The sequence below is a fragment of the Mesotoga sp. Brook.08.YT.4.2.5.2. genome (assembly GCF_003351125.1).
GTDB lineage: Bacteria > Thermotogota > Thermotogae > Petrotogales > Kosmotogaceae > Mesotoga.
Genome location: NZ_JPGZ01000040.1, coordinates 41,962 through 68,347 on the forward strand (window position 1 = coordinate 41,962; position 26,386 = coordinate 68,347).

Below are 26,386 nucleotides of genomic sequence, written 5' to 3' on the forward strand. Positions count from 1 at the left end.
CCGGAATGCATCGGCGGAAGTGATGCCACCTTCGGTGGGACGCATTGCACTGAAAAGCATCAGTGGACGCAAGGCTGGCGAAGACCACGCCAGGTCGCAATGCCCGGAGAAGCATACGGGGACGCAAGGCCCGCTTCGCGGGGATGAAAACTCTTGGAGAGCAAAAGAGACTATTTCGCCGTTGAATGGTTCTCCGTTCTCCGAAAAAACCTGTTCTTCGTTCCAGAGCGAGGATCTGTTCTTCGTTCTTGGAATTCGCTGATCGCTTGTAAAAGCTCAGCTGCAAGTGACAAGTTGCGATTTGTATGTTGTTAGAGCATAAGCTAGGAAGGCAGTTCTCGAGTTTAATTCCAACGAAGGACGCCTCTTTAAAGCGGAAGTGGTTCTTCACAGCGCTCAGCATGTTTTCGGAAACGTTTTTCAAAGAACTAGATCCCGATCAGTTTCATATCGGGATGACAGTCTTTTCTTGATTCGTGTCATCTGGCGTGCTTCTGGCCAGAGCAGCTTTCATATCCTATCGGTGAACGGGTCTCTGTCGGTCCCGGAGGACGGCGGAGCGGTGCCGGTCAACGTTCTACTCAGCAGCGTTCAGAGATTAGTGGCTCTTAGCGCGCGAAGCGGAACTGGCCTCGCCGAAGGCGAGACTGGCCAGGCGAAGCCTGACTGGCCTGCGTAAGCAGACTGGCTTCTCTTATTTTCTCGAAGAACAAGCCCGCATTCATGAAGTCTTAACCGACACCATAGTATATCGTTATACTAATACTGGGTATCATACAGTACAATAATATCAACATAGTACCGAGGTGATGTTATGGATATAGGGAAACTGGCAACGGAAATGAACAGAGGCTTCATTCAACTATTGATAATGGTGATGCTGGATGAACCTATGTACGGGTACGATATCGTTAAGACGCTGGGAGAGAAGAGTTTCTCAATTGATGAAAACACTTTGTACCCTCTTTTGAGAAGACTTGAAGAAAGAGAGATTCTTTCGAGCGAGTGGAGGGTCGAACAGAACAAACCCAGGAAGTACTATTTCGTATCGGAGACTGGGAGACAGGTGAGAAAGGAATTACTGAGAATCTGGAAGGAACAGGAACTACTTCTAAAGAGCTTTGTTGGGGAGGTATGAAAATGGTAAGACTGAAGAAGTATCTCGATGATGTAAGAACCTTTCTGCCTGGAACTGATCCGGATAAGGTAGATGAGATTCTAAAAGAAATCGAAAGCCACCTTCTTGAAAGAGCAGAGCGAGAACACGGCGAAATCAACGACACCACGGTCGCTATGTCCATAAAGGAATACGGTTCACCCGAAGAGGTTGCAGCAAGGTATTACGAGGGCGGTCCGATAATTGCCCCTCATCTTAAGAACTATCTCTTCATGTACACGGGAATCCTATTCGCGATTCACCTCGGACTGCATCTAATTGCCTTTGTCTTTGGTGAAAATGGAGCGATCTTTAGCTTCAGAGGTACAGATCTGATAAGTCTTGTCTCACAGCTGCCGGTAACTTTTATCTTTGATTTCGGCCTTGTGAGCTTGATTCTTTACTTCGTGACGCAGGCAAAGGGTACTGCAAAGCTCCCCCATTTCACATATTTCATCAGAGAAGAAAAGACGCCTTCCATTGGCAAGAGGATTGGATCTCTTATAGGAACCTCTGCTGGCGCCGTGATTACCTTCCTTGCCTTCACATACGGACCGTTCTATCTTGGAAACGGTGAGTTGACAGAGATCGCGATTGTTGCACTTGACTCCTTCAAATTCGGTCTCTTCCTGGCTTTTGGATTGCTGATAATAGATTCAGTATCAAATCTGATCAACATTTTCAATTACTCGAGGTTCAGCAAAATCGTTTCAAATACTCTTGGCCTTGTCTTTCTCTTTCTTGCAGTCTCGCCCGATTACAAACCAGATATCGCATCTTATCTGAGTCTTAACCCTTCAAGTATCGATCATCCCATGCTTGTCGCAATACTATTCTTAATGGCTATAGTATTGATCGTTGATCTGGTGTTCGAAACGATAAAGTTCTGGGCTAGCAGGATTGTAAGAACCAACTGAGACTATCCGATGGGAATCCGGAGGGGCGTTGCCCCTCTTTTCTTTTTTGCAGAGAAGACCTTCAACAAAACAGTAAAGTTGAGAACTTCAGATTAATTGGGTTTTCTTTTAATAACTGTTTGTTGCAGTAACTAGCTTGCTCCGTTGATTAGTCAAGGGGGTAGAGTAAATCGACAATCTCTATCGCATTTTCACTGGCCAATCTCTCACCCGGAATCTACTTGGTGATACAATTCATTAGGCAGTCTTCATAAGGTCTTGAAGAACTCCCTTTTTTGGAGTCTGACTTTGGAATTCTGCTTCCGGGTGAGTCATTTTCCTTAGCTGCAGGAGGTACAATTTGGCCGCTTACATTATTAGAAGACTTCTTTTCTTGCCACTTGTTGCCTTCGTTGTCACGTTGGTTGTGTTCGCAGTCATCTGGTCAATGGGGCCGGACGTACTGCTTAGAGTATACATGACGGGAAACGCTTCGAAGTCCCCGAATGCTGAACAGAGGATAATCGAAAAATACGGGCTCGATAAACCTGCGGTTGTCATGTACTTCAAGTGGCTTGGTAATACTATTAAAGGCGACTTGGGATACTCATTGACTGCAAACTCATCGGTTTCCGAAGCGATTATCTCAAGACTTCCGGCAAGCCTAGAACTGCTGATACTAGCGATTATACCTATAATCATTATTGGTTCAAGGCTTGGTATTAGAGCGGCGATGCATCCGGATGGGCTTGCAGATTCTGTCTTTGGATTTTTATCGATAGTAGGCTGGGCAACCCCAGATTATGTAATGGCTCTGCTCATTCTCGTGGGCAGCTTCACCATATTCGGCTGGCTTCCTATCGGCAGCCTGACCACCGGGTTAATTACGAATTGGACCTCCTACACTAACTCCCTAATAATCGATTCAGTTCTCAATCTGCGCTTCGATATCCTTTTGTCTCAACTAATCAATCTTGTGCAACCTGTATTGACCCTCTTCATCGTGCATTCGGCTTACGTTTTCCAGATAAGCAGGGCAACTGCTCTCGATGTCAAGAAAAGAGATTATGTTAGGGCAGCAAGATCAAGAGGTGTGAGCGAAAGAACGATAATGCTAAAACATGTTAGAAAGAATGCTCTGATCCCTGTCGCAACTGTTGGAGGCGAGCTCTTTGCATCGCTTTTCGCAGGACTTGCCTTTGTTGAAACCATCTTTGCGAGACCGGGTATAGGAAGGCTGCTAACTGACGCAGCAATAAGCGTTGAAGTGCTGACACTCTCAGGCTGTGTGCTTCTGATAGCCGCCATGATGATTATCGTGAATATCGTTGTAGATATTATCTATTCCTTAATCGACTCACGAATCCTTCTCTGGGATAATGGGAAGGGATCTAGAGCAGATTAACGTTTTCTGGCCGCTCACATAATTCAATTGACGATTGAGCAGACAGTCTGGAAAGAAGATCGCTTTTGGATGTTGCGGACGTACAATGAACGTTAGGGGGTGAAACCCATGAAGAAGTCCGTTCTAGTACTTTTCATTCTGCTTGTTGCTTCGCTCTCATTCAGCAGCCTTTCTCTGGGACTGATCAATGTAGCTGCAAAAACCGAGTCTCTTTCGAACACTCCACTTTCCGGCTTCGTTGGAATAGACGTGCTGGGCATAGATCTGCGGTACGATCTTGGACCTTTATCGTTGGGAGTAGCAACTCCATTTCTAATGTTTACTCTCTCAGAAGACACCGGCGTTAAGACCTCTTTTGTGATTCCTGGAGTTGCGTGGTTAGTATATGCGGGGCTGAAGCTTGATATGGGCGTCTTCTATTTCAGGGGAGACATCGGTCACACATTCGCTTTCGGAGAGCAGTTGCAGCTTGGTTTTTCACCTCTAAGACTGGGAGTTGGAATGAATATCATTCCCAATTACTACATAGAGTTCAACACAGCTGTAATTCTCCAGAAATTCAGCGAGACTATCGGCAAGATCTACGACTTCAAGATCGGCTATAGATTCTGATAGAAAAAAGAGGTGGTAAAGATGAAGAAATTGCTTGCAACGGCCATTGTGGCAACAGTGCTGGCAATGTCTTGTCTTTCGAGGAATCCCACGATTGAGGTTTACAGAGATCGTTTCCAATCGGTCACCTACTACGATATCGAGAAATTCAGCGAGAATTTGAAAACAGAGAGTATCAATATTTCGCGTAATGAGAAGCGTATGCTGGAAGACGGAGACATTCTTGTTTATCTCACTGATCAGGAAAGGCTTGGAAAGATGTTGATACTCGAGCTCGACAAGGGTGAAAGCGGATTCGTGTTTTTTGACTTTGTTACGTATGACGAGAACGGCCTAGTATTCATCGAGAAGAAGTATGTGAAGCTTCAGGCTTCGTATATTTTCGACTTCGATAAAGGAATCATCCCTGAAAAGACCGAAGGTGTCGAACTGTGGTGGCACAATCTGGATGATGTCGAGATGTATCTCGTTCCATGGAATCCAGCGAAGCTCGGAAAATACCCGACCGCAGGGCTGAATTGACAAGCAGCGAACTCGTTCCAAGAAGCAGAGTTTTCACTGAAGGGATCTCAGAACAACCTTGAATCAAAGATTGCTCTCTGTTAACTAACCGGAACTTGAAATGCGACTCTAGAAGCGAAATCCATTCTCTAGAACTCAAGCTGAACGAGAAATGTGGGAACTATCTTCAGGCTAGTATCGACAAAAAACTCCCCAGGCAGATTAACGGGAAATCCCAGTTCTGCACCGATAAAAAGCTCTCCAAAATCAGTGGCGAACCCGTAGCTCGCACCTGCTCGTGCAAGAAGGAGGCCTTCCATTTCACCGAGGTGAAAAAGGATCTCAGTTCCACCGTGAACTCTCCAGGAGGCGATATCTTTGTAAAGATACAGACCCGGAACCAATACGATTGAATCTGTATCAAAGATTACTCCCGCCTTGGCCTGAAATCCAAGAAGCCACGTATCAAAATTGATTGCGGCAAAGGGCTCGAAATGACCGTGTATCTTGACGCCAACACCGAAACCAATTCCAATGGCAGATGCAGAAATAACAAGTACCAAAGCAATACAGACAAACCTCATGAAAGCATACACCTCCTCGAATAGTCCAATTCTATCTCAAGTCGAGTCAATAATCCCTAGAAAGTGCTCAATAGTCTAGTACAAAACTCGCTTAGCGAACAGACACATTCAAGAGTGATAGAATTAACTCGAAATTACCACTTCTCTCATCTGTTCTCTGTTACATTCGGCAGGAGTACTTTCCAATCGTCCAATGAAGAGTTTAAGGAGGCTAAGATGGCAAAGATTGTTATCATCGGAGGTGGAATCGGCGGACTGGCCACGGGGTGTTTTGCCAGAATGAACGGATTCGACCCGATAATACTTGAGAAGTCAAGCAAATTGGGCGGTCTATGCACCTCATAGGATAGAGGCGGATATGTTTTCGATGGCTGTATTCGCCATCTTGCTGGGCTACCTCCGGAACCCCTCTCTACAACATGCGGAAGGATTTGGGCGCCATGCCTTCAGAAGTTCACTTCCCCGAAGAGTTGGTGAAAGCAGAAGATCAATCGGGCAATAAGTTCACGGTTTACTACTATCTCGAAAGACTTGAAACCGAAATGAAGAGAATCGCTCCTGAAGACTCTCATACAATAGAGGACTATATCAACGGAATCCGCAGACTTTCCGATATGGATCTTATGGAAGTGGGATTCTGGGAATTCAGAGACTGGATCAAGAACATCTTTGTTCTCATAAAGAACAGAAAGGTCACGAAGTACACGATGATTGCTTTTTCTCAGAGATTCAAGAATCCTGCCTTAAGGATGTTCTTTCCAGTCATTCAATGCGGTTGGGCAAATATCCCCATGACTCTCAATCTTTGAGTAATGGCAGGCTCCAACGCAAAGAGATACGGAAGGTATTCCGGAGGTTCCGGCAAGTTCATCGAGTCAATCGTGAAGAGATACGCTTTCCTCGGGGGCGAGATACTGTACGATTCGTCAGCAGTTAAGGTCATTGAAAGGGAGGGAAGGGCAGTCGGGGTAAGGCTCGAAAGTGGTCAGGAGCTTAACGCCGACTATGTGGTTTCAGATGTTTACGGCTATGATACTTTTAAGAAACTGATAGATGAGAGACACCTCACCGATCGGCTGCGCTCGATGTATTCAAAGCCCATCGACAGAATGATGATGACTCTGCACGTGTCTTTTGGCATTAACATGGACCTGTCACAATTGCCGAATGCAATGTCCCTCTTTCTGGATAAACCGATTGAGATTGCAGGTGACGGTGTGCCAAGTGAATCTTCTGAATTACAGTTATGATGGAACAATGGCGCCAAAGGAAAAGATTGCCAGTAACACTATCAATGCAATCGAGAGAGTTAATCCCGGCATCACAGATGAAGTTGAAGTAACTGATGTTGCAACGCCAATGACTACAGAGAAGTTCACGTCAAATGGACGTGGCTACGGGAGCAAAGAGGACTTTCGAATGAAAGACACTCTCAGGAGATTCCTCAACAAGCCGTTGGTATTGAAGACTCTGAAAAACCTCTACGTGATCGAGCACTCCATAGGAGGAACCAACCTCTACGGCTGTGCCGCGATGGGCAGGAACACCGTCAAAAAGATCTGCAAGAAAGAGAAGAAGAGTTTTGTGGGTTCCTGAGATATAGATTCAATACGATTACTCTCTGAAGTAGCATGGAGAGGAATACTTCAAGATCCCTCTCCCAAATAAGCATTGCCTCTACTCTGTCAACTTCAAAGAGCCCGCTCCTATCTTATTCTTTGTAGCTTTGTCGAAAAGCAAGTAGTTGACTGAAGGAAAGGAGATCTCCATCTTCGAATCAACTACGAAATCGACTCTTCCAAAGACGACTATTGAGAACATCGTGTTCTTGATCTTTGCCCTCACCACTGTCTCCATTCCAGAAGGAAGCGTTGAGTAGATAACACAACTATTTGCTCCGCTGTACGGGTTTAGCGTGATGTCCTCCGGTCTTAAACCAATTATTACTTCGTCACCGTTCTTAACTTCTGCCTCTTTGCTCTTGAAAATCATCTCCATGGTGAGTTCGGCGGTTTCAAGAGAGACTCTATCTTTCTCAGCGCCCTTAACTGTGGCATCTAGGAAATTCATTGAAGGATTCCCGATGAAATCTCCGACGAAGATATTGGACGGCTGATCGTATATTACGAGCGGCGGCGCATATTGCTGGAGAACGCCCTCTTCAAGAAGACAGACCTTGGTTGCCAGAGTCATCGCTTCCAGCTGGTCGTGGGTAACGTATACGACAGTCGATTCGATTTCTCTGTGGAGCCGTTTCAACTCGGCTCTCATTTCCATTCTCAGTTTGGCATCCAGGTTAGAAAGCGGCTCATCCATCAAGAGCACCATAGGATTTGGAGCGAGGGTTCTTGCAATTGCTACTCTCTGTTGCTGACCGCCCGAAAGTTCTGAAGGATACCTGTCAAGAAGATCGCTTATCTTGACGAGATCGCCCATTTCCTTTACGCGTTTTCTGATCTCTTCTTTGCTCCACTTCATGTTTTCAAGACCGAAAGCAATGTTCTGATAGACGGTCATATGTGGCCAAAACGCATAATTCTGAAACAAAAGGCCGACATCTCGCTTATCCGGAGATAGGTTAATCTGCTTCTCACCTAAAATACCTCCAAAATTAGCAAGAATATGGATCAGGAGTTCTCTTTATGTATTCTTTGCTCTCTGTGATCAAGCGAAAGCCTTACACTATCTATCTTGAGCGCTTCGTACAGACGTTCGGCGATATACACAGACCTATGCTTGCCCCCGGTACAGCCAACAGCTATCTTGATGAAGTTTCTTCCGCTTCCCGCGAATCCCTCTATCGTTATCCTGCATAGTCTCAGAACAGTGTCGAAATAGCTTTCGATCTCCGGATAGGTTTCCAAATAATCCTTAACTTGCTTGTCCATTCCTGTAAGCTCTATGAGATCCTCGTAATAATAAGGGTTGGGCAGGAATCTCACATCGAAAATCAGGTTGGCATCATGAGGCACTCCTTCATTATAAGAGAAGCTCTCTATTTCTATTCTCATAGGTGGAATCGAATATCCCTTGCCGCTAATTATCGAAACAATTGCCTCTTTCATCTCTTTCATATCCATTCTTGAAGTATCGATAACATGACCACAGTGCAGTTTCAGCGGCTCCATGATACTTCTTTCCTTCTGAATCGCTTCTTCAAGTCCTATCTCTTCCTGGAGAGGATGTGCTCTTCGCGTCTTCTGATATCTGTAGTATAGAACCTCGTCCTCAGCATCGAGAAAAACCGACAAGATACTTAATCCTCTTTTCTTAAGCGATTCAAGACTTCCAATTAATTTCTCTATTCCACCAAACTTTTTTGCAGTTCGGATATCAATAACAACGGCGCTCTTATCGATTTCCTGCTCGCCGATTATTCTTACAAGCTCTTCGATAATCGAAGGAGGAACGTTGTCCATGCAGAAGAAGCCAAAATCCTCAAGAACATCGATTGCCGAAGACTTTCCGGCGCCGGACATTCCGGTTACAACGATAATAGATGAAGACATTCGTAGCATCACCGCCCAAATGGAAAACATAATTAGAAAACAAGAAATAGAAGATTCTATATTTAATTATACAACAGTTTGTAATAACTCCAATTAGTAGCACGACGCCAGACCGGATTCATGTCTTTCGACATTGTTTTCTCAACTACTGATTCATCCTAACCCCGTGAGACTTCCCAAGATCAATAGATGCGAGTTTTCAGCCTACATTCGTTGTTATAGATAACCTCAATTGCCGTAGAAGAGTTCTAAATCCTTCTTCAGCTCTTCCAGAGCCTCGGGATTAACATAGATCATATGGCCGCCCTCGTAGACTCTGTGAATGATGTTGGCACGAAGAGAATCCGAGATCTTGATATGATCAATGCTATAGGCAACCGATTCAAAGGGGTACTCAAGATCAACCTTCCTCCAGCGACAAAGACTCATAGATAGGGCGCTCTGGTCAAAGCATGTGAAAGAGCATCACTTGCATCGGGAAATCCCAGGTCAAGTGAGTCAAGCATTTCCGGCTCAACTTTGCCGCTCTCCCAATTCCTGTTCAGATACACTTCTGCGTTCCCGCTCTTGTAAGGCAGATTTGTTTCATATCCTATCTCTCTCTTGATGTAATCATTTGCGCATGTTTTCAGCTGCCCCGAAAGATTGAACATTGTGCCATTATTTTAGGCCCCAATACATGGTCCGATTGCCGTTGTTCTTGAGTCATACACGCTCAGGGAGCGGTCGCTCTCTTCTAGCAGTAGCGTACAGAAGTCCACCTGGTTCATCCTTAGATTTCGTTGATAGAATGAGGCCGAGCTGATCCCTGTGAGCATTTCCAGAATCTCTGCTATACTCCGTTTTCTATCGTCGGCAAGCTTGTTTCCCTCCCAGAGCGCGCTTACATACTCCTCCTTTACCCATCTACTTGCCTCTTCAACAAGAGTCTCCAGCTCACCTTAGACCTTGCCGTGAAACCAGGCAGAAGCGACATAGGCAGGAATTGAGAGAGCAAATGCCTTGTCCTCCGTTGAACTCCACTGGATAGTTCCGAGATCGAAGACCGGGGAGATGAAAATCAGTCCTGAAGGACAAACTCGAGCGAGGATCTGTTCTTCGTTCCCAGATCCGCTGTACGCCGAAAGATCAGTTGCAAGTTCTCAGTTCCGAGTTGCAAGCATAAGAACCGTAGTGCGCTTAAAAGCGGAGAACCCGCTGATCGCTGTGAGATTAAGTTCCCCCATCAACTTTTAGTGGCAAACGGATTTTGGTCTTCCGAGCGTTCAGCGCTCAGCGAAAAGCGGCTCTTTCCCTGCGAAGCAGGCATTGCTATCACTGATGCTCTTCAGTGCCTTGCGTCTAATGTTTTGTTCTTCTTAACGCCTATAGCTTGCAACTTGGAACTGACAACTTGCAACTGTTCTTTCGAAAGACGGGTCCATGATCCGGGACGAAGGACCAAGGACGTCTCCTCACAGCGCACAGATCTTCTGCTGCCATGCATCTCGGAGTCTTTTTACTCAGTCAAGATTGAAATCGTGTCCACAATTCTTGCAGAAACGATTCTCTTTTTTGTTCAACATATAGCAAAGGCTACATTTCTTGTAACCAGTGAGAGAGGTTCCGCAACTGGAACACTTGCTTGCCTTGTCGTCATTCTCTGTGCCGCACTCCGGACACCTAGAATAACTCTTACTCTTCTTCTTCTCGATTCTTGCCTCTCTATCGGAAACAAAGGTGTAGTCGTAGGTCATTTCCTCCTGAACTTCGCTCCTGCTAACGGGTTCCTGTTCACTAACAGGACCGGAGAAGCTCTTCGTCTTCGCCATGCCTAGAAGCATTCTCCCGAGGGTTGTTGCGATGAAGCCCAACACTATAAAAACGAATACACTTCCAAAAACAAGGCTTAGATACGGAGCCAGAAAGAAACTAGCAAAGCTAAGTATTATCAAGCCTATGCCGACACCGTAGACTATTCCACCGATAACTTTGATTACTGTTCTCACTGGATCACCAGAGCGGATGTACATTTTACCACCGTCCTTTCAATTCAATTGTACAATGTCTTTCAATATGATCAACTTAGATTACTCACAGTTCCTTTTGAGATGGGAAAGAAAAATGTAGAATTGATTGACAGGAGTTTGAAGGGAGAGAAGATTGATGGAGATTTCTACGGTTCTGCTGCTACTGGCCCTTTTCTTCGGAATAGTTTCCGTTCTAGTGATAATTTTCAAAATCTAATTGCCAAGCGTAGCCCGGAACTCTCAGTGTTTCTCTTTGGAGAACGAAGCGACATTACCTTTCGTAGCGACAACCAGATCCGTCGGCCTTAACCATATCTGAAGGCCCCGCTTGCCAGCGCTCATAGAAATCCTCTCTTCACTCAAGACTTCTCCATCTATATAGACTTTGAAGCTCTTGTTCATCCCCAGAGGGGAGACCCCTCCCCTGACGTAACCTGTAATAGCTAGAAGCCGGTCTGAGGAGACCGTTTCGATATTTCTATCACCAGTTATCTCCGGAAGCTTCTTCATGTCGATTTCCCGATGCCCACCGAGACAGCACACGAAGACACCGCTTCGATCACCTTTGAGTACGATTGTCTTCATCGTTTTAGAAGCTGAAAATCCAAGTTCGGAAGCGACCTTAACAGCGCCCAGATCACTTTCGTCAACTTCGTACTCAAGAACCTCATACTCTATGCCGAGACCGTCCAGAATCCTTGTTGCGTTTGTTCTTAGAGGCTTCTCATTCTTCATGCTCTGTCTCCGTAGAAGAGGCTCTAGACTAACCGATAAGTTTCCTGTGGAGCAGTTCCAAACGCTTGTTTATATCTGCAGCGGAAAGCTCTGTTACCAGTTCGTCGAGGTCGCCGTCCATTATATAAAGAAGTCTGTAGCTGGTGAAGTTAATCCTGTGGTCAGTGACCCTGTTTTGAGGGAAGTTGTATGTTCTTATCTTCTCACTTCGCTCTCCAGTTCCTATTTGCGTTCTTCTGGTCTCGACAATTTCATTTTCCGCCTTAGAGCTATACATCTCGTAGAGTTTAGCACGAAGTATCTCGAGGGCCCTGGCCTTGTTCTGGTGCTGAGATCTCTCCTTCTGTACCGCAACAACGATTCCCGTTGGTTCATGAACTATCCTGACCGCTGAATCTGTCTTGTTAACATGCTGACCGCCTGCTCCTGAAGCTCTGTACGTATCGATTCTTAGGTCGGCAGGATCGATTTTGACTTCCGTCTCGCTGACTTCAGGAAGAACCGCCACTGTGGCGGTCGAAGTATGGATCCTTCCGCCGGATTCTGTAGAGGGAACTCTCTGGACCCTGTGGACTCCGCTTTCATACTTCAGTTTGCTGAATACGCTCCGACCTCTTATCTGAAATACGATTTCTTTTAATCCGCCGATGTCTGTTTCATTGGAATCAATGATCTCTGATTTCCAGTTGTTTCGCTCGGCATATCTGCTGTACATGCGGAATAGATCCGCAGCGAAGAGAGCCGCTTCTTCGCCGCCAGTTCCCGCTCTTATCTCGATAATTATGTTTCTATTGTCTGATAGATCGGGAACCAGTAGTCCCTTTAGATTCAGTTCCTGTTTCCCAATGCTATTCTCAAGGTCTGATATTGTCTGGGCTATCTCTTCCTGTTCGCTCTCACCGACAGAATTCTTCATCTCATACCATTCGTCAAGCTCGCTTTTCATCGATTCTATGTCATTGTAGAGATTTATGATCTCGGAAAGCTCGGAATGTTTCTTGCCGTACTCCATAAGTTTCTCGGGATCGGAGGCAACTTCTGGTCTGGAGAGCTCCCTTTCAACTTCCTTGAATCTCTCCCTGAATACTTCCATTATCTTTTCTAGATCCATTAGAAGGCCCTCCTGGCCATGGCGTTCGCATCTCTCGCATAGTTCTGAAGCTGATCCTTGTCGATAATGCCCTTCTTGAAAGCATCCATCAACGCATCATCAAAGGTAACCATTCCAAACTTAATGCCGGCTTGCATCATAGATTCTATCTGATGAAACTTCTGTTCCCTGATAAGGTTCCTTATCGCCTGGTTCACAACTAGAATCTCAAGAATTGCAATCCTCCCTTTGCCGTCTCTTCTTCTCAGCAGCCTTTGGTAAATGACAGCCAGCAAGGTATTTGCAAGCTGCATTGCTATTTGGTTCTGCTGATGAGGTGGGAAGACTCCGACTATCCTTTCGGGAGTGGTGGCGGCAGAATTCGTATGAATCGTTGAGAAAACAAGGTGACCGGTCTCCGCAGCGGTCATCGCAAGTTCCATAGTCTCGCTATCTCTCATCTCGCCAACGAGAATTACGTCCGGGTCCTGCCTCAAGGCATACTTAAGGCCGTTGTAGAAGGACTTGGTATCGGGTCCAAGCTCCCTCTGGTGAATCAAAGCGGTCTTTTGCTCAAAAACATACTCTACAGGATCCTCTATAGTTATGAGGTGTGCATTCCTTGTTCTGTTTATGTTTTCCAGCATTGCTGCAAGAGTGGTTGATTTACCGCTGCCTGTAGGCCCCGCAACTAACACGAGTCCCTTGTCCGGCTTGCAGAAGTCTTTGAAAATGGCGGGGTACCCCAGGTCATCTATAGTCTTAACTGTTTTCGGAATGAGCCTCAGAGCTATCACAGGAAGCTTATTTGAGTAGAAGAAATTTCCTCTTACTCTCGATGAGCTGAAGCCAAAAGAGAAATCGATTTCCTTACTGCCCGAGTCCTCAAAATCCATCCCCGTAACTTCCTTAAGCTCAGCAATGATCTTTTTCATCATTATCGCATCGGTAAGAAGCTTGTCCTGAATCAACTCGCCATCGACCCTGTACATCACATAACCCCCGGAAGTCACATGAACGTCGCTCGCATTCATCTGTTCACCCTTGCTCAGAGTCTCCATTATTAGCATCTTCCACACCTCCCAGAACAGACAAGATTTTAACACAATGCGCTATTGGATAACTATGATAAGATGTAAGATTCTAGGGACAGTGATAGTTCTCATGAATCGGTCCGATTTTGGACTGCCACAGTCGGGAGGGATGTGCGTGTTCTACGAGCTGTATATAAGATCATTTTGCGATGGTAACGGAGACGGAATAGGAGATCTAGTAGGAGCCGAACAGAAACTTGATTATCTTGCAGGTCTCGGTATCGAAGGAATATGGCTCCTACCGATACTTCAGTCGCCGGCATACCACGGTTACAGTGTCACTGACTTTTTCAGCATTAATCCCATATATGGAAATCTCAAAGAGCTGAGAAGCTTTCTTGCTTCAGCACATAGGAGAGATCTGAAAGTGATCCTCGACCTTCCGATCAACCACACTTCTCCTGGTCATGAATGGTTTCTCAGGGCTCTCGACGGCGAAAGACCGTACAGGGACTGGTACCTCTTTCTGCAGAACGAAGACTGGCTAAAGGCAAGGAGACACTGGGACGGGGAGAAGGTATGGACTAATTACTCCGGCCAGTGGGCATACACACTTTTCGGCCCGGGAAGCCCCGATCTCAATTACGAATCAACTTCTCTATGGCAACAGATGAAAGAGGTTCTCACATTTTGGCTTTCGGTGGGATTTGACGGCTTCAGATTCGACGCCGCAAAACACATCTTCGATTTCTCTATAGAGAAGGGAATATGCGAGTATCAGCACAGCAGAAATATCGCGTTCTGGAAAGAGATGACCTCGCACTGCCGATCAATTTCTCCCGATTCAATCTTTGTGAGCGAAGTTTGGGACGATGCAAGAATTGTGGATCTTTATTCTGCGATCTTCGGAATCGGATTCAACTTCCCGCTGGCCGAAGACTTGAAGTCAGCAATTGCCAAGAAGGATCCTGAGCTTCTGGTAATATCATTGAAGACAGATTTGAACAGGTGCTTCAGGGCCAAACGCAGCTATGAATCTGGACTCTTCCTTACGAATCATGATATGAGTCGTTTGGTATCGTCAATGAACGGCGACCGCGAACTCTCGCTCCTTTCAATGTCTGTATTGCTCTCTCTTCCAGGAGTACCCTTTTTCTACTATGGCGAGGAACTGGGCATGGAAGGTGTCTACAATATGTACTTCAACGAAGAACAGCTGGAACCCTTTCTCTGGTATGAGAACGGCTACGGTCCGGGACAGACGGAATGGAAGGCTCTCGGCAAAAACCATCCTCACAGCGGTGTGTCCTATGAAGCGCAAGAAGCTGTCGATGACAGCTACTATATGAGATTCAGGGCTATACTTGAATTCAGAAAGAGTAATCCCTGGCTAAGGTTTGCCACAATCAAGAGCGTGAAGCGCAAGGAGACTTTGATAATGTTAAAGGTGACTGGAGAGAGCAAGAGCGCAAACATACTCCACAATCTTGGAACGAAGAAGATTGCTGTCGATTTGAACGCTGATGTTCAAGTGATCAACGGCACCGTATCGAAGTACAGGAACAAGAGATATCTTGGCGCCCTATCCAGTGCGATGGAGGTTACTGAATGAACGAAGATAGAGCTTCAGTCGCCAGAATGGGTTCGATAATAGGCGTAGCTGGAAATGCTTTGCTTGCGGTGATCAAAGTATTTACCGGCTTCTTCACTGGAAGCATGGCTATTCTTGCCGACGGAGTGGATTCAACTACCGACATATTGACATCTATCATAACGTGGATCTCAACATCTGTTTCAAGCAAACCGCCGGATGCTCAACACCCTTATGGTCATGAAAGAGCCGACGCCGTTGCATCCAAAATTGTGTCCATGATTATCTTTTTTGCCGGCGCCCAGCTTGCTATGAGTTCTGTTCAGAAGCTGTTTACCGGAGAGTCTTCCGTCGAGAATCTTGAGCTGGTAATTGTGGTTGCGGCAATCTCATCCGTCACGAAATACTTCCTCTATCGCTACAAGATGAGCATTGGAAAGAAGATTGACTCTTCTGTTTTTGTCGCAGACGCGATGAATATGAAGCTTGACATAGTAATCTCGCTATCCGTTTTGGGAGGTTCGATTTTCGTTGGAGTTACCGGACTGCAGATAATCGACTCGATTGTCGGACTGGTTGTATCAGCGCTGGTAATCAAGACCTCTATCGAGATTTTTTGGGAAACCAACTACGAGCTGATGGATGGACTGAAGCCGGGCGACAATGTTTACAACATAATCTTCGAAGCGGTTGAAAGAGTTCCGGGAGTTCACAACCCTCACAAAGTGAGAGTAAGAAAGATGGGTTACAAGTATCTTGTTGATCTAGACATCGAAGTCGACCCCAGGCTGTCTGTTAGGAACGCCCACTTCCTTGCCAAGCAGGTTGAGGCCGCGATAAAGAAGGATCAGGAAAACGTCTATGATGTACATGTTCACATTGAACCTTCGGGAAATGTTGAAGATGAGAACTTCGGAATAGACTCTTCGAGGGAATTTGGAGAAGGCACAGATAAAGACCAGTAGAAACTGAGGTGCCTTTCTTGAGACCAAGTTTCCGTGTCGGTTTTCTTTAGAGAGATTCGTAATTGTAATCGACTTTGTACTATAATTATGTGGATATGTTCTTTCTCAACTGTAATAAGTTCACACAAAAATATTCGAAAACAATATCTCGTATCGGGGGTGAAATCGTGAATCTAAAAGGCACAAAGACTCTTGAGAACCTAATGAAGGCATTTGCAGGCGAATCACAGGCAAGAAACAGATACACTTTCTACGCTTCCGTAGCCAAGAAGGAAGGATTCGAGCAGATTTCCGCTCTTTTCAGGGAAACTGCCGATAACGAGAAGGAACACGCAGAAGTTTTCTTCAAGCACATCATAGAAGGTATGACAGGCGAACTACCGGTTATGGTCCACGTAGATGCTGACTATCCTGTAGATCTTAGAGGAACGAGAGAGAATCTCAAAGCTGCCGCTGCCGGAGAAAACGAAGAGTGGACGGAACTGTATCCAACATTTGCCGATGTCGCGGAAAAGGAAGGCTTCAGAACTGTTGCAGAGAGCTTCAGACAGATAGCCAAGGTGGAAGAACGCCATGAGACGCGCTATTTGAAACTGCTCGAAAACGTCGAAACCGAAAAGGTATTTAAGAGAGAAGAGAAGGTCCTTTGGAAGTGCGGAAATTGCGGGTATATACTTGAGGCAAAAGAAGCGCCCGAGCAGTGCCCTGCATGCAAACATTCGAAGGCTTACTTCGAACTCTTCGTTGAGAACTATTAGATCATCTTGAAGACATCTGGGTCCGGTATTGCCGGGCCCTTTTTGTCTCTACTATTCCAGGCGGGTCAGAGAACTGAATCCATCTTCGAATACCCTGAATTCCTGATCTTCGAGATCTTTCATCTTCGAATTGTCTATTAGAAACTCAAGAAAACTCACAACTCTTTCACAGGCGATATCGTTATACTTTATGTTCTCAAAACTTGAGCGCGCAGCAGAAACGATCCGTCCGATCAGAGTCTGTAAAGTGAATAGCTCCAGCTTCCCAAATTCTAGATGTCCTGCAAGCTTCTCTAGGAGAACTACCCATGTTTCCAAAGGACCGGAGGTTCCGAAGTGATCTTGCAATACTGGCATGAGTTGCCCGTAATAAAAGTGGTGAGTAGACTCGCTCTGCCAGGGTTCAATTCCAAAGATAGCTTTTGCCTCTTTCTTTTTCTTTTCTGGCATTGAGAAGAGCGCTTTTGCAATCGTGTCCTGCTTTGCAAAAACATAGTACTCCTCTCCGGCAAGATAACGCAGTTCGCTGAGACAGTCAAGATATCCCTCTTTCATGAAGTTTCGAGAGACTTCGGGATCGAAGTCAAGAACATCTCCATAGAATTCTCTCGGTTTGATTACAAGATGTTTCACTTCATCAAGTCTCTTTAGTGAAACAAGAGTCAGAAGATCTCTAATTCTCTTCGGACCGAGATCGACAATAATAATCTCCTTGAACCCTCTGCTCAAAGCCATATTAACGGGAATATTTCTGTAAATGCCACCATCTATGAATTTTTCCAAGCCAATTTGCTCTCTTCTGAAGACTGGATGATTAGCGCTTGCCAGAATGTAGTCTTTTAGCTCTCCTTCAGGAATATCTTCGATAAAGAGCTCCCTCGGCTCCATATTGCTGAGAGAATAAGTGACGATACCAACATCGATCGGGGCTTTTCGAACTTCCTCTTCCTTAAGGAGACGGCCAAAGTTTTTTCTAAGTGGAGCAGGATCGAACCCGCCGGTCTTGAGTGCACCAATCGCTTTTTCGATCAAGTTGCCGTCAGTTCCATCTACTACCACTTTATTGAAATCGATTTTCAGCCATAATTCGCGTGCGTCTTCGAACTTGTCCATAGCAACTGCCATTGAGTTTAAGGCGCCTACCGACGTCCCATAGACTCCCCCGATCTCAATTCCACAATCCTTCAGAGCCTTCCAGACTCCTATCTGATAAGCGCCTCGGGCTCCGCCTCCCGAGAGCACGAGTCCAATTTTACCGTCGAAATTGACCCTTTCCTTAGCCGGAATAAGAAGTTCGGACAGATTCAACTTACCCACTTTGGTCACCTCTATCCAATTGTATATTAGGCTCCCTCCGAAATCCACAGAAAATTTCCCTCATGGTGCATGTTCAGCTACAATGCTTAAAGGAGGTGCTATATGAACTTGGAAAGTTTTAGAAAGCGCTTCGCGAAATAACGTCTGAATTGGAGAAGCTAGTTGCTGAAGGTGAGATTCCTGGAATCTACTGCGGGGTACGTTTTAACGACACAGTTGAAACTGCCTCTCTTGGGGTCATGAATATCGACCATCCCTTGAAGGTAAATGATGAGACTTTTTTCAGATCGGCTCGATAACCAAGACTTTCGTAGCTCTTGCTGTTATGAGATTGGTCGATGCCGGCAGGATCGATCTGGAAAGACCAATTAAGGAACTCCTCGAAGATTTCGTTCTTTCAGATAAAGGAGCTGAAGAAAAGATCACGATGAAACATCTTCTGACCCATACTTCTGGCACGAAGGGGGATTACTTCAAGGATTTTGGTTATGGTAAGGATGCCCTGGAGAAACTGGTTAGGAACATGTCTTCTCTTCCTCAGATCAACCCTCCAGGAAGAATCCTTTCTTACTGCAATTCAGGTTTCTATGTGGCGGGAAGAGTCATTGAGGCGGTTACCGGGAAGACCTTCGAAGAAGCAATCATCGAACTGGTTTCTGAGCCTCTCGGTCTGGAGAACATTCATTTCTTCCCCGAAGATATAATAACAGAACGTTTTACGGTCGGGCAGCTGATCGCAGAAGATCGTATATCTATTGCACGTCCTTGGGCCGTTGGAAGAACAATACATCCAGCTGGAGGCATCGTCACTAATATTAAGGAACTACTTAACTATTCAGCCTTTTATTTTAGTGGCAGAGCTTCGGATAGAAATGGAATCATAAGTGTTGATTCCTTCACAAAACTCATAACTGGAAAGATTGGCGCTTCCCCTGCATCTAAGGTCGCACTTGGCTGGTTCGTTGAAGAGATCGATGGAGTGGCGACAATACAGCACAGTGGTGGCACCAACGGTCAAATATCATTACTGATGGTCTTCCCGGAGATGGACTTTTCAGCAGCCATTCTAACCAACAGCAATGAAGGTAGTAAAGCGACCTCTCTCTTTTCAAGAATGGTCGTTGAAGATCTTCTGGGACTGAATCCGGTAATTATTGAACCCGCAACAAATTATCTGGAAAGGGGAGAAGATTGCCGGGCTCTAAAAAGGAGAGATGTCAGATCTGGAGATCTTCATTGAGCAAGGGAAGAGCTTCATTAAGGAAATCCCGCGAGTAGGTTTTCCTGATGAAGACTCGGAACCAGCTTCTCCATCCACTCCACAGGAGATCTCAATATCGGGCGGAGGTTTCATAATTAATCTTAGCGAACCTTATTTGGCAAGTGCGGGGGAGTTCATCGTTAATGAATCCGGCAGAATAGAAGGTCTAAGGATCGGACTTCGTATCTATAATGAGATCCTGAGCTAATAGAATTATTATGGTATGATTCGATCTTTCCTCTGCCCTTACCTCTGATAAAATAAGAGTGCGGTCGTATCTTCTTAACTCGATGAAAAGATTGGAGGGTTATTATGAGCCAGCTCGTTGTTATGGGAAATACACGTCTCAAAGGCGAGATAAGGGCAAGTGGCTCCAAAAATTCAGTGCTACCGATTCTTGCGGCTACAGTAATGATTGAAGAGCCAGTCGTCATAAAGAATGTGCCAGAATTGCGAGATGTCCAGACGATGATATCAATACTTCAGCAAATTGGAAAGACAGTTGCTTTCGAAAATGAAACCGTCACAATAATGCCTGGAGAGATTCTAGTAGGAAACGTTCCATATGAACTCGTAAGAAAAATGAGAGCCTCATTCAACATTATTGGTCCTCTCGCCATGATTTGTGGGTGGGCCAAGGTTGGAAAACCTGGTGGCTGCAATATCGGCCAGCGTCCTGTTGATTTTCATCTCAAGGGTTTGGAGGCTTTTGGATTCAAGATAACCGAAGAGCACGGCGACGTTATGGCCGTAATCCCGCAGAATTTCGAGAAAGAGATAATCTATGCTCTTCCGTTTCCCAGTGTGGGAGCTACCGAGCAGCTAATGACTACGGCAACGCTTATGGAGGGGAGCGTGGTAACGATTGAAAACGCCGCGCGTGAACCCGAAATTTCTGATCTTCAGAACTTTCTTAACAAGTGTGGTGCACAAGTCAGTGGTGCCTCAACTCCAACCATCAAAGTGACAGGAGTTGGAAAGCTTACTGGAGCAGAGTATTCAGTTATTCCAGATAGAGTAGAAATCGGAACGTATTTACTCGGAGCGATCGCCACCAAAGGTGACATTAAAATCCATGGGGCAATTGCAGACCATTTGATCGCCCTTTTGAGAATTCTCGAAGAGATGGGTGCAGGCATTGAAAAGGGCCATGAATACTTGCGAGCTTTCTGGAAAGGCCCCTTGAACCCTGTTAGAGTATCATCTGAACCATACCCTGGATTTCCAACAGATCTTCAACCAATAATAACGGCCGTCTTAGCGACGGTTGAGGGCACTTCGGTGCTTGAGGAAAACGTCTTCGAAAATCGTTTTGGATACGTAGATGAGCTAAACCGTATGGGGGCTCAGATAAAAGTCTCGAGCAGCCATGCGAATATTCGTGGTGTGAAAAAGCTAAGTGGTGCAGAAGTCGTTGCGCCAGACATCAGGGCCGGTGCTGCTCTGGTAATGGCCGGGCTAGCTGCGGACGGAGAGACAATCATCAACAATGCCACACACCTCTTCAGAGGGTATGAAAGATTCCAGGAGAAACTGAGGACACTGGGAGCAAAGATAACTTTCTATCCCGATGAAGAATGAGGGAGAAACGAGGTTAGGGGTTGGTTGGAGGTCGGATCAAGAAAACTATGGGCCGTTGAGCGGTTTTCCGCTGGCGAAGAAAAAGGAACTGGATGCTGAAACAAGTTCAGCTTGACGGGATGTAAGACTCTCAGTACGATGTTAGATTGGTTGTACGTAAGGGATTGTTGGTTAGGCGAACTTGCCCGAAGTGTTCCTTTTCCCTCGCATAGCCCAAACGCAATCTTAGTCTCCCTAGACTCGAATTTGTGTGATAGTATCAGCTCACGGTCTTCCGACAACCTTTAGAGTGAAGAGAAGGAATGGATTGAATGGATTCAAATTTAGAAAAACTCGACAGAGTACATAAAGCAATAGAAAAAACGAGAGAAAGACTGCACTCTTGTGACCTGTGCCCTAAGAAATGTCATGTGAACAGGTATGAGACTTCTGGTTTCTGCATGCAGAGGATTGAACCGAGAGTCTCAGCAACAGTACTACACTTTGGGGAAGAACCACCTTTGGTGAAGGAAGGCGGTGCAGGTGCTGTCTTTTTTAGTGGCTGCACAATGAGCTGCCTCTACTGTCAAAACTTCGCTTTCAGTCAAAAGAACGCAGGCAAGGTCTTTTCTTTTGAAGAGCTATCGCAACACTTCATGAAGATTCAGGAGGAAGGGGCCGCTTGCATCGATCTCGTCACTCCGACTCCCAATCTGTATGGCTTCCTCAAAGCCTACGAACTTGCACTTGAGGAGGGCTTTTCCCTTCCAGTAGTGTTCAACACTAGCGGTTATGAAGAAGTAAGTACTTTGCAGCTTCTCGATGGAATCGTCGACATCTATCTCACAGATATAAGATACACCGACGATGCGCTTGGAGAGAAATACTCCCTTGTCCCCGATTACTGGACTGTCACAAAGAAGGCAGTGAAGGAGATGTTTAGACAAACTGGCTCTTTCAGAGAAGAAAGAATGCGAGGAGTTATTGTCAGGCACCTTGTTCTACCTGAAGGAATAGCGGGTACAGAAGAGATGGCGGAGTTTGTGGCCTTTGAACTGTCTTCGTCCGTTCCCATATCGCTTATGTCACAGTATCGACCAGTTTACAGGGCGAGAGAGCACTACGAACTATCAAGAAAAATCTCGGAAGAGGAATACGATTATGCACTTGATGTGATAGATAGATTTGGTCTCACTGGATGGATGCAGCATTTCGAATCTAAGGAGAATTTCAGGGCCAAACCTTTGAGGTGGGACTAGATGATTTTCACTATTTCTTTCTTCTTGTGGATCACTTTCTTTGGCAGATTCACGCCGGCCTCTGTAGTTTCGGGGCTGCTAGTTTCGGTACTTGCTCAGTATATATCGTCTAGACTTATTCGTCCCGGTCCTGTTCTTGGTACCGTATTTCGAATTATGCTCGCTTTACCTGTTGCGGTCTTCCAATCATTCAGAATTATCTTCTCGAAACCCGTATTCACGGTAAGAAGCGAAAAGGCACCGGAAAACAGAATCGTTGAATTTGGGAAGATCATCTCTATTACAATGACCCCTGAGGAAGTTGTCATTTCGAAGGACAGGGAAGGGCTGTTGATCCACGAGGTGAAAAAGTGACCTTCTATATCACAATGGCGGCAATGATTTCTTCTATTGCGATGCTGGTCTGGTTTGCTGCAAGTAGCGATCCCTGGAAACTACTAATAGCCTACTCTTCCATTTCGACAAGGCTTCTCATAGGCGTCATATTTATTGAAATGGTTACTGGAGTTGATTTCATATCCAGTGTTGCCTTGCTGTTTCTCATTCTCAACACGAGCGGCACAATTATCGCTGCATATTATCTGGGGGTACGACGATGATGAGAATAATCGGATACTTATTCCTCATACCCGGCCTCTTTTTCGTTGTCGCAGGCACGTTTAGGGCAATCCTCGCTCACACAATCATCGGGACTCTCCATTTTCTAACGGTTGCCGACACAGTCGGACTTATATTCATCGTCATCTCTGCTTCTTTCTTTGGCCTGCTGACGATAATTGAGATGTTTGCGTTTATTGTCGCTTTGATGGTCACTGGACCGCTTGTAACTCACGTAATTGCCAGGGCCTTCATAAACTCGGGGGGAAAAGAGAGATGAGTTTCGTCTTAATCGGAATCAGTTCTCTTTATCTTGTTAGCGCGATAATCGTCCTTTCATCAAGGACTAACTTCCAGAGTGTTATCTGGTTTGGAATTATGGGTTCGGTCTCGGCCGTAATTATGATGATAATAGGCGCGCCGGATGTTGCGATGACCCAGTTTTCTGTCGGGGTTGCACTAGTTCTAATAGTCTACATAATGGCACTTAAGAAACAGCGCCGTGTCCGTCTCGGATTTCTCGATGTGCCTTCGATGATAGAGGAGTTGCCTTCCGGTCTGAGAGGGCTGGAGTGGGAGATCATTCGGCTTGTTGACGAAAAGGAAGGTTATCACGTTGAACCAGTTAAGTTCTCTTCAAAGGAAGAAGCATTGAAAGCCGTTGAGAATCATGATGTCGATTTGGTTTGTGGAGCATTTACAGAGGACGACGTTTCAGGTAGAACAAAAGGCATCCCTTATCTGGAGACTTCAATATTTGTCTGTAACGGAGAGGAAATTGATTTTGTGAGACTGAAACACTTGAGCAGAAACGCTATTTCTCCTACGCCAGAATTCCTGAAAAAGAGCAGCTATGTCTTTGTCATTTCCATGAATTCGCCGGATCTGGAAAGAGATATTCTTGAAGGATTGAACGAGATTAGATCTTCAGGGAATATCGAAGAGATAGTGGGGCGGTACCTGTGAAGATAGCAGGAATCATAGCAGTTACAACAATCTTTGTCATTGTTATGCTTTCATTTGATCCCTCTGAAAGTATCCCCAGGCCGATAGAGCAAATAGTGGAACGAGTTAACGTGCCCAACGCAGTTACAAGCGTTTATCTTGAGACGAGACTCTATGACACGATATTCGAGATAATCGTCTTCACTATAACGGCTCTGGGAGTCGCCGCCCTTCTTGCATCGCTTCCAGTGAACATCGATGAAGGCCAGCAGGTATTTGGTACAGTAACTGTCTATAGCGGGGGCTTGGCCGCCTTGTCGATAACCCTTTTCCTATATGTGGTAATAAACGGCCACATCACCCCGGGTGGAGGTTTTGTTGGCGGAGTTGTACTTGCAACAGGCGTAATCACTTACGGTCTCACTTCCAGTTTCAAGAAGGCAAGTCTTCATTATGATATGCTAAAGATCGGTATGTTTGAGAAAATCAGTCTCGTGCTAATTTTCGCATTCTCAACTTTGATCATCCTTTTACCAGAAACCCACTCACAATTACTTTCTGAGGCTGGCTTTGGTTCTACTTTCAGCGGTGGGCTGATCCCGATTCTGAACATTCTTATCGGAATCAAAGTATACGCCGGCGCATGGAAGATGTCCAGCGAGTTTATTAGCAGACGAGGAACACTATGACAGGAACTCTCGTAATCTATTTCTCAATTTTGGGAATGCTGGTGGGAACGATCGGTATGATTCTCTCGAAGGACCTTATAAAGAAGATTCTCTCTTTAGGTATCGTGGAGACTTCTATAAACCTCATGTACACAGGAATCTCAGCAAGAAGCGGGATAATACCTCCCATAGTCAGCGGCGATTTCTCAAGAACCACCTACGCCGACCCCATACCTCAAGCAGTCATAATCACAGGTATTGTGATATCATTTGCCCTGCTTTGTCTTTCACTCGTATTCACGATCATAATATACAACAAATACCACACAATGAACGTCGAGGCGATCGAAATAATCTTCGAGAGGGAAGAACGGTGATCGCGCTCGTCTTTCTGCCCGTCCTGGGAGGAATTGTCTGTCTGGTGCTGAAAGACAGGAAGTCGGTCAGTCCGACTGTAGCGATTGTGACTACTTTTGCAAGTGGAAGCGTTCTTCCTTTCGTTATCTTTGAAGATGCTTCGATTATTCTTGGGAAGTGGGGTTCGCTTGGAATCGGTATGGCTGTCGATGAATTCGCAATTCCCTTTCTTTTGTCTACATTCATCGTGATGCTTGCGGTGATCCTGAATTCTATCAAGAGAGGTTATGACGGCTTCTTCTACGCCTTGATCCTCATACTTTATGGAACTCTGAATTCGATATTCCTTTCGAGGGACCTTTTCAGCATCTTCGTAACCATAGAACTCGCGTCGATTATTTCCTTCATTCTGATTTCCTACGAGAAAAAGCCCCGTCAGGCCTGGGCCAGCCTTAAGTATCTGCTCCTCTCTTCCCTAGGGCTGAACTTCTATCTACTGGGAATCGGGATTGTCTATATGGAGACGGGTTCATTTGCGATGGATAGTCTGGAACAGGTTTCAACTATCGCAACCGTTCTGATCTTCGGAGGACTGGCCGTGAAGTCCGGCCTTTTCTTTTTCTCCATGTGGCTTCCAGACGCTCATTCCAATGCGCCCATAGAAGTCTCTCCAATACTATCCGGCCTCATTGTCAAGCTTGACGTGTACCTGTCTATAAGGTTCATCACGTATTCCTCTTTCGGCTGGATGAGAGATACCTATATGATAATCGGCATCGTTAGCGCAATTGTCGGCGTTATCTTCGCCGTCAATTCAAAGAACGCCAAAAGGGTCCTCGCATACCATACTATATCTCAAGTTGGCTTCATGCTCGTAAACTGTGACAAGTCCTCTGCCTGGCACGGCTTTAGCCATGCAATATTCAAAACGCTACTCTTTCTGGTCGTCGGGAATATATCGGCTAGACTTGGTACAAAGGAGTATTCAAAGTGGTCGGGGAAGATCACAAAAGTCGAGTATGCCTTTCTTTTGATCGGTTCGCTTGCTATAGCGGGATTTCCTATGACATCCGGGTGTGTAACTAAAGAGATCATCATACACGGCGCTTGTTGTCCCTCATTGAAGATCCTGCTTCTTATTGCTTCCGCTGGAACGGCAATGAGCTTCTCGAAGTTTATCTTTCTCAAACCCGGTAAATCTTCCTCCTGGCCGGCCGCGAATACCGTTGCTGCTTACTCCATCTTGTCCGGAGTCATAATAATACACGGGATCATCGGTTTCGAAATATACATGTTCGAATCATTACTTACCGTTATCGCGGGAATGGCGGGGTATCTTCTGCTGCGCAAGTTCCTTAGACCTCTGCCGGTTTACTTCGAGAGAATCGATTCGGCACTTTCTTCTTATCTCATACTCTTTCTTATTTCGATCGTGCTGGCAATAATCCTCTCCTCTTGAAAAGGAGTATCGATTCCGCTATAATCGTCTTTGTAGGCGAGTAGCTCAATTGGCAGAGCGACGGTCTCCAAAATCGTAGGTCGGGGGTTCGAGGCCCTCCTCGCCTGCCAGAAAAGAG

At 45.6% G+C, this 26,386-nt stretch carries 33 protein-coding genes and 1 tRNA gene; 24 read left to right on the forward strand and 10 right to left on the reverse strand.

The window, feature by feature from the left end; translation table 11 throughout:
* Positions 1-814: 814 nt before the first annotated feature.
* The 5 genes from Q502_RS10445 to Q502_RS10465 all read left to right on the forward strand — a co-directional run bounded on the left by Q502_RS10445 (position 815) and on the right by Q502_RS10465 (position 4,591).
* The gene (locus tag Q502_RS10445; protein ID WP_102818751.1) at positions 815-1,138 is read left to right on the forward strand and encodes a PadR family transcriptional regulator; all 324 of its coding nucleotides are present in this window, start codon (positions 815-817) and stop codon (positions 1,136-1,138) included.
* A 2-nt stretch (positions 1,139-1,140) separates the two neighbouring features.
* Positions 1,141-2,073 carry an HAAS signaling domain-containing protein gene (locus tag Q502_RS10450; RefSeq protein WP_258001619.1) on the forward strand — a complete coding sequence of 311 codons (933 nt, stop codon included), beginning with the start codon at positions 1,141-1,143 and terminating at the stop codon, positions 2,071-2,073.
* Between the two features lie 340 nt (positions 2,074-2,413).
* Positions 2,414-3,457, forward strand: a complete 1,044-nt coding sequence (locus tag Q502_RS10455) for an ABC transporter permease (RefSeq protein WP_102818753.1) — start codon at positions 2,414-2,416, stop codon at positions 3,455-3,457.
* A 108-nt stretch (positions 3,458-3,565) separates the two neighbouring features.
* Positions 3,566-4,069, forward strand: a complete 504-nt coding sequence (locus Q502_RS10460; protein ID WP_102818754.1) for a hypothetical protein — start codon at positions 3,566-3,568, stop codon at positions 4,067-4,069.
* A 21-nt stretch (positions 4,070-4,090) separates the two neighbouring features.
* Complete coding sequence (locus Q502_RS10465; protein WP_102818755.1) at positions 4,091-4,591, forward strand: hypothetical protein; 501 nt, start codon at positions 4,091-4,093, stop codon at positions 4,589-4,591.
* Between the two features lie 128 nt (positions 4,592-4,719).
* Here the strand turns inward: Q502_RS10465 and Q502_RS10470 are convergent, their stop codons facing one another.
* Positions 4,720-5,154, reverse strand: a complete 435-nt coding sequence (locus Q502_RS10470) for a hypothetical protein (protein WP_112109464.1) — start codon at positions 5,152-5,154, stop codon at positions 4,720-4,722.
* 216 nt (positions 5,155-5,370) lie between these two features.
* On the opposite strand from Q502_RS10470, the gene Q502_RS14790 reads away from it, so the two are divergent.
* The 4 genes from Q502_RS14790 to Q502_RS14805 all read left to right on the forward strand — a co-directional run bounded on the left by Q502_RS14790 (position 5,371) and on the right by Q502_RS14805 (position 6,750).
* A complete protein-coding gene (locus Q502_RS14790) occupies positions 5,371-5,499 on the forward strand; it encodes an NAD(P)-binding protein (RefSeq protein WP_258001621.1) in 129 nt (42 codons plus the stop codon).
* Positions 5,500-5,594: 95 nt separating this feature from the next.
* The gene (locus Q502_RS14795) at positions 5,595-5,963 is read left to right on the forward strand and encodes a hypothetical protein (protein ID WP_258001622.1); all 369 of its coding nucleotides are present in this window, start codon (positions 5,595-5,597) and stop codon (positions 5,961-5,963) included.
* Between the two features lie 3 nt (positions 5,964-5,966).
* A complete protein-coding gene (locus Q502_RS14800; RefSeq protein WP_258001623.1) occupies positions 5,967-6,404 on the forward strand; it encodes a hypothetical protein in 438 nt (145 codons plus the stop codon).
* Positions 6,379-6,750, forward strand: coding sequence for a hypothetical protein (locus Q502_RS14805; RefSeq protein WP_258001624.1), 372 nt, complete (start codon positions 6,379-6,381; stop codon positions 6,748-6,750). The genes Q502_RS14800 and Q502_RS14805 overlap by 26 nt, the downstream gene beginning before the upstream one ends.
* Positions 6,751-6,831: 81 nt before the next feature.
* On the opposite strand, the gene Q502_RS10480 is transcribed toward Q502_RS14805, so the two are convergent.
* The 8 genes from Q502_RS10480 to Q502_RS10520 form a co-directional block, all read right to left on the reverse strand.
* Positions 6,832-7,785, reverse strand: a complete 954-nt coding sequence (locus tag Q502_RS10480) for an ABC transporter ATP-binding protein (RefSeq protein ID WP_308410392.1) — start codon at positions 7,783-7,785, stop codon at positions 6,832-6,834.
* Positions 7,782-8,663 carry an RNase adapter RapZ gene (gene rapZ, locus Q502_RS10485; protein ID WP_102818756.1) on the reverse strand — a complete coding sequence of 294 codons (882 nt, stop codon included), beginning with the start codon at positions 8,661-8,663 and terminating at the stop codon, positions 7,782-7,784. The genes Q502_RS10480 and rapZ overlap by 4 nt, the downstream gene beginning before the upstream one ends.
* Before the next feature lie 228 nt (positions 8,664-8,891).
* Entirely contained in the window at positions 8,892-9,092 is a 201-nt protein-coding gene (locus Q502_RS10490) for a hypothetical protein (protein WP_102818757.1), read from the reverse strand.
* Positions 9,089-9,316, reverse strand: coding sequence for a hypothetical protein (locus Q502_RS10495; protein ID WP_102818758.1), 228 nt, complete (start codon positions 9,314-9,316; stop codon positions 9,089-9,091). Before Q502_RS10495 ends, Q502_RS10490 begins: the two co-directional genes overlap by 4 nt.
* A gap of 849 nt (positions 9,317-10,165) precedes the next feature.
* Positions 10,166-10,675: a zinc ribbon domain-containing protein gene (locus Q502_RS10505; protein ID WP_112109465.1), complete on the reverse strand. Its 510-nt coding sequence runs from the start codon at positions 10,673-10,675 to the stop codon at positions 10,166-10,168.
* 237 nt (positions 10,676-10,912) lie between these two features.
* Positions 10,913-11,407, reverse strand: a complete 495-nt coding sequence (locus Q502_RS10510; RefSeq protein WP_102818760.1) for an aminoacyl-tRNA deacylase — start codon at positions 11,405-11,407, stop codon at positions 10,913-10,915.
* Between the two features lie 28 nt (positions 11,408-11,435).
* Complete coding sequence (gene prfA / locus Q502_RS10515) at positions 11,436-12,518, reverse strand: peptide chain release factor 1 (protein ID WP_102818761.1); 1,083 nt, start codon at positions 12,516-12,518, stop codon at positions 11,436-11,438.
* Positions 12,518-13,567 (reverse strand): type IV pilus twitching motility protein PilT, encoded by a 1,050-nt coding sequence (locus Q502_RS10520; protein WP_102818762.1) that lies wholly within the window; start codon positions 13,565-13,567, stop codon positions 12,518-12,520. The genes prfA and Q502_RS10520 overlap by 1 nt, the downstream gene beginning before the upstream one ends.
* Before the next feature lie 133 nt (positions 13,568-13,700).
* Here Q502_RS10520 and Q502_RS10525 point away from each other — a divergent pair, with 133 nt between their 5' ends.
* From Q502_RS10525 to rbr, 3 genes are all read left to right on the forward strand, one after another.
* Positions 13,701-15,143, forward strand: coding sequence for an alpha-amylase family glycosyl hydrolase (locus Q502_RS10525; RefSeq protein WP_258001636.1), 1,443 nt, complete (start codon positions 13,701-13,703; stop codon positions 15,141-15,143).
* Positions 15,140-16,087 (forward strand): cation diffusion facilitator family transporter, encoded by a 948-nt coding sequence (locus Q502_RS10530; protein ID WP_112109466.1) that lies wholly within the window; start codon positions 15,140-15,142, stop codon positions 16,085-16,087. Before Q502_RS10525 ends, Q502_RS10530 begins: the two co-directional genes overlap by 4 nt.
* A 164-nt stretch (positions 16,088-16,251) precedes the next feature.
* Positions 16,252-16,845 carry a rubrerythrin gene (gene rbr, locus Q502_RS10535; RefSeq protein WP_219724923.1) on the forward strand — a complete coding sequence of 198 codons (594 nt, stop codon included), beginning with the start codon at positions 16,252-16,254 and terminating at the stop codon, positions 16,843-16,845.
* Positions 16,846-16,896: 51 nt separating this feature from the next.
* Here rbr and Q502_RS10540 read toward each other — a convergent pair whose 3' ends face one another.
* Positions 16,897-18,162, reverse strand: coding sequence for a patatin-like phospholipase family protein (locus tag Q502_RS10540; RefSeq protein WP_102818779.1), 1,266 nt, complete (start codon positions 18,160-18,162; stop codon positions 16,897-16,899).
* A 286-nt stretch (positions 18,163-18,448) separates the two neighbouring features.
* Between Q502_RS10540 and Q502_RS10545 the strand changes: the two genes are divergently transcribed.
* From Q502_RS10545 to Q502_RS10600, 12 genes are all read left to right on the forward strand, one after another.
* Positions 18,449-19,402, forward strand: a complete 954-nt coding sequence (locus tag Q502_RS10545; RefSeq protein WP_258394234.1) for a serine hydrolase — start codon at positions 18,449-18,451, stop codon at positions 19,400-19,402.
* The gene (locus tag Q502_RS10550; RefSeq protein ID WP_102818766.1) at positions 19,377-19,631 is read left to right on the forward strand and encodes a hypothetical protein; all 255 of its coding nucleotides are present in this window, start codon (positions 19,377-19,379) and stop codon (positions 19,629-19,631) included. Before Q502_RS10545 ends, Q502_RS10550 begins: the two co-directional genes overlap by 26 nt.
* A gap of 104 nt (positions 19,632-19,735) precedes the next feature.
* Positions 19,736-21,004, forward strand: coding sequence for a UDP-N-acetylglucosamine 1-carboxyvinyltransferase (murA, locus tag Q502_RS10555; RefSeq protein WP_102818767.1), 1,269 nt, complete (start codon positions 19,736-19,738; stop codon positions 21,002-21,004).
* Positions 21,005-21,444: 440 nt separating this feature from the next.
* Entirely contained in the window at positions 21,445-22,242 is a 798-nt protein-coding gene (locus Q502_RS10560; protein WP_258001629.1) for a radical SAM protein, read from the forward strand.
* On the forward strand, positions 22,243-22,596 hold the full coding sequence (locus Q502_RS10565) for a Na+/H+ antiporter subunit E (protein ID WP_102818769.1): 354 nt from the start codon (positions 22,243-22,245) through the stop codon (positions 22,594-22,596).
* Positions 22,593-22,841 carry a hypothetical protein gene (locus Q502_RS10570; RefSeq protein WP_102818770.1) on the forward strand — a complete coding sequence of 83 codons (249 nt, stop codon included), beginning with the start codon at positions 22,593-22,595 and terminating at the stop codon, positions 22,839-22,841. Before Q502_RS10565 ends, Q502_RS10570 begins: the two co-directional genes overlap by 4 nt.
* Positions 22,838-23,119, forward strand: coding sequence for a monovalent cation/H(+) antiporter subunit G (locus tag Q502_RS10575; protein ID WP_102818771.1), 282 nt, complete (start codon positions 22,838-22,840; stop codon positions 23,117-23,119). The genes Q502_RS10570 and Q502_RS10575 overlap by 4 nt, the downstream gene beginning before the upstream one ends.
* Positions 23,116-23,805, forward strand: a complete 690-nt coding sequence (locus Q502_RS10580) for a hydrogenase subunit MbhD domain-containing protein (protein WP_102818772.1) — start codon at positions 23,116-23,118, stop codon at positions 23,803-23,805. Before Q502_RS10575 ends, Q502_RS10580 begins: the two co-directional genes overlap by 4 nt.
* Positions 23,802-24,473, forward strand: coding sequence for an MnhB domain-containing protein (locus Q502_RS10585; RefSeq protein ID WP_102818773.1), 672 nt, complete (start codon positions 23,802-23,804; stop codon positions 24,471-24,473). The genes Q502_RS10580 and Q502_RS10585 overlap by 4 nt, the downstream gene beginning before the upstream one ends.
* Positions 24,470-24,829, forward strand: a complete 360-nt coding sequence (locus Q502_RS10590) for a sodium:proton antiporter (protein ID WP_102818774.1) — start codon at positions 24,470-24,472, stop codon at positions 24,827-24,829. The genes Q502_RS10585 and Q502_RS10590 overlap by 4 nt, the downstream gene beginning before the upstream one ends.
* Positions 24,826-26,268: a proton-conducting transporter membrane subunit gene (locus Q502_RS10595; protein WP_102818775.1), complete on the forward strand. Its 1,443-nt coding sequence runs from the start codon at positions 24,826-24,828 to the stop codon at positions 26,266-26,268. The genes Q502_RS10590 and Q502_RS10595 overlap by 4 nt, the downstream gene beginning before the upstream one ends.
* Before the next feature lie 34 nt (positions 26,269-26,302).
* Positions 26,303-26,378: transfer RNA gene (locus tag Q502_RS10600), tRNA-Trp, on the forward strand.
* The last annotated feature ends 8 nt before the right edge of the window (positions 26,379-26,386 follow it).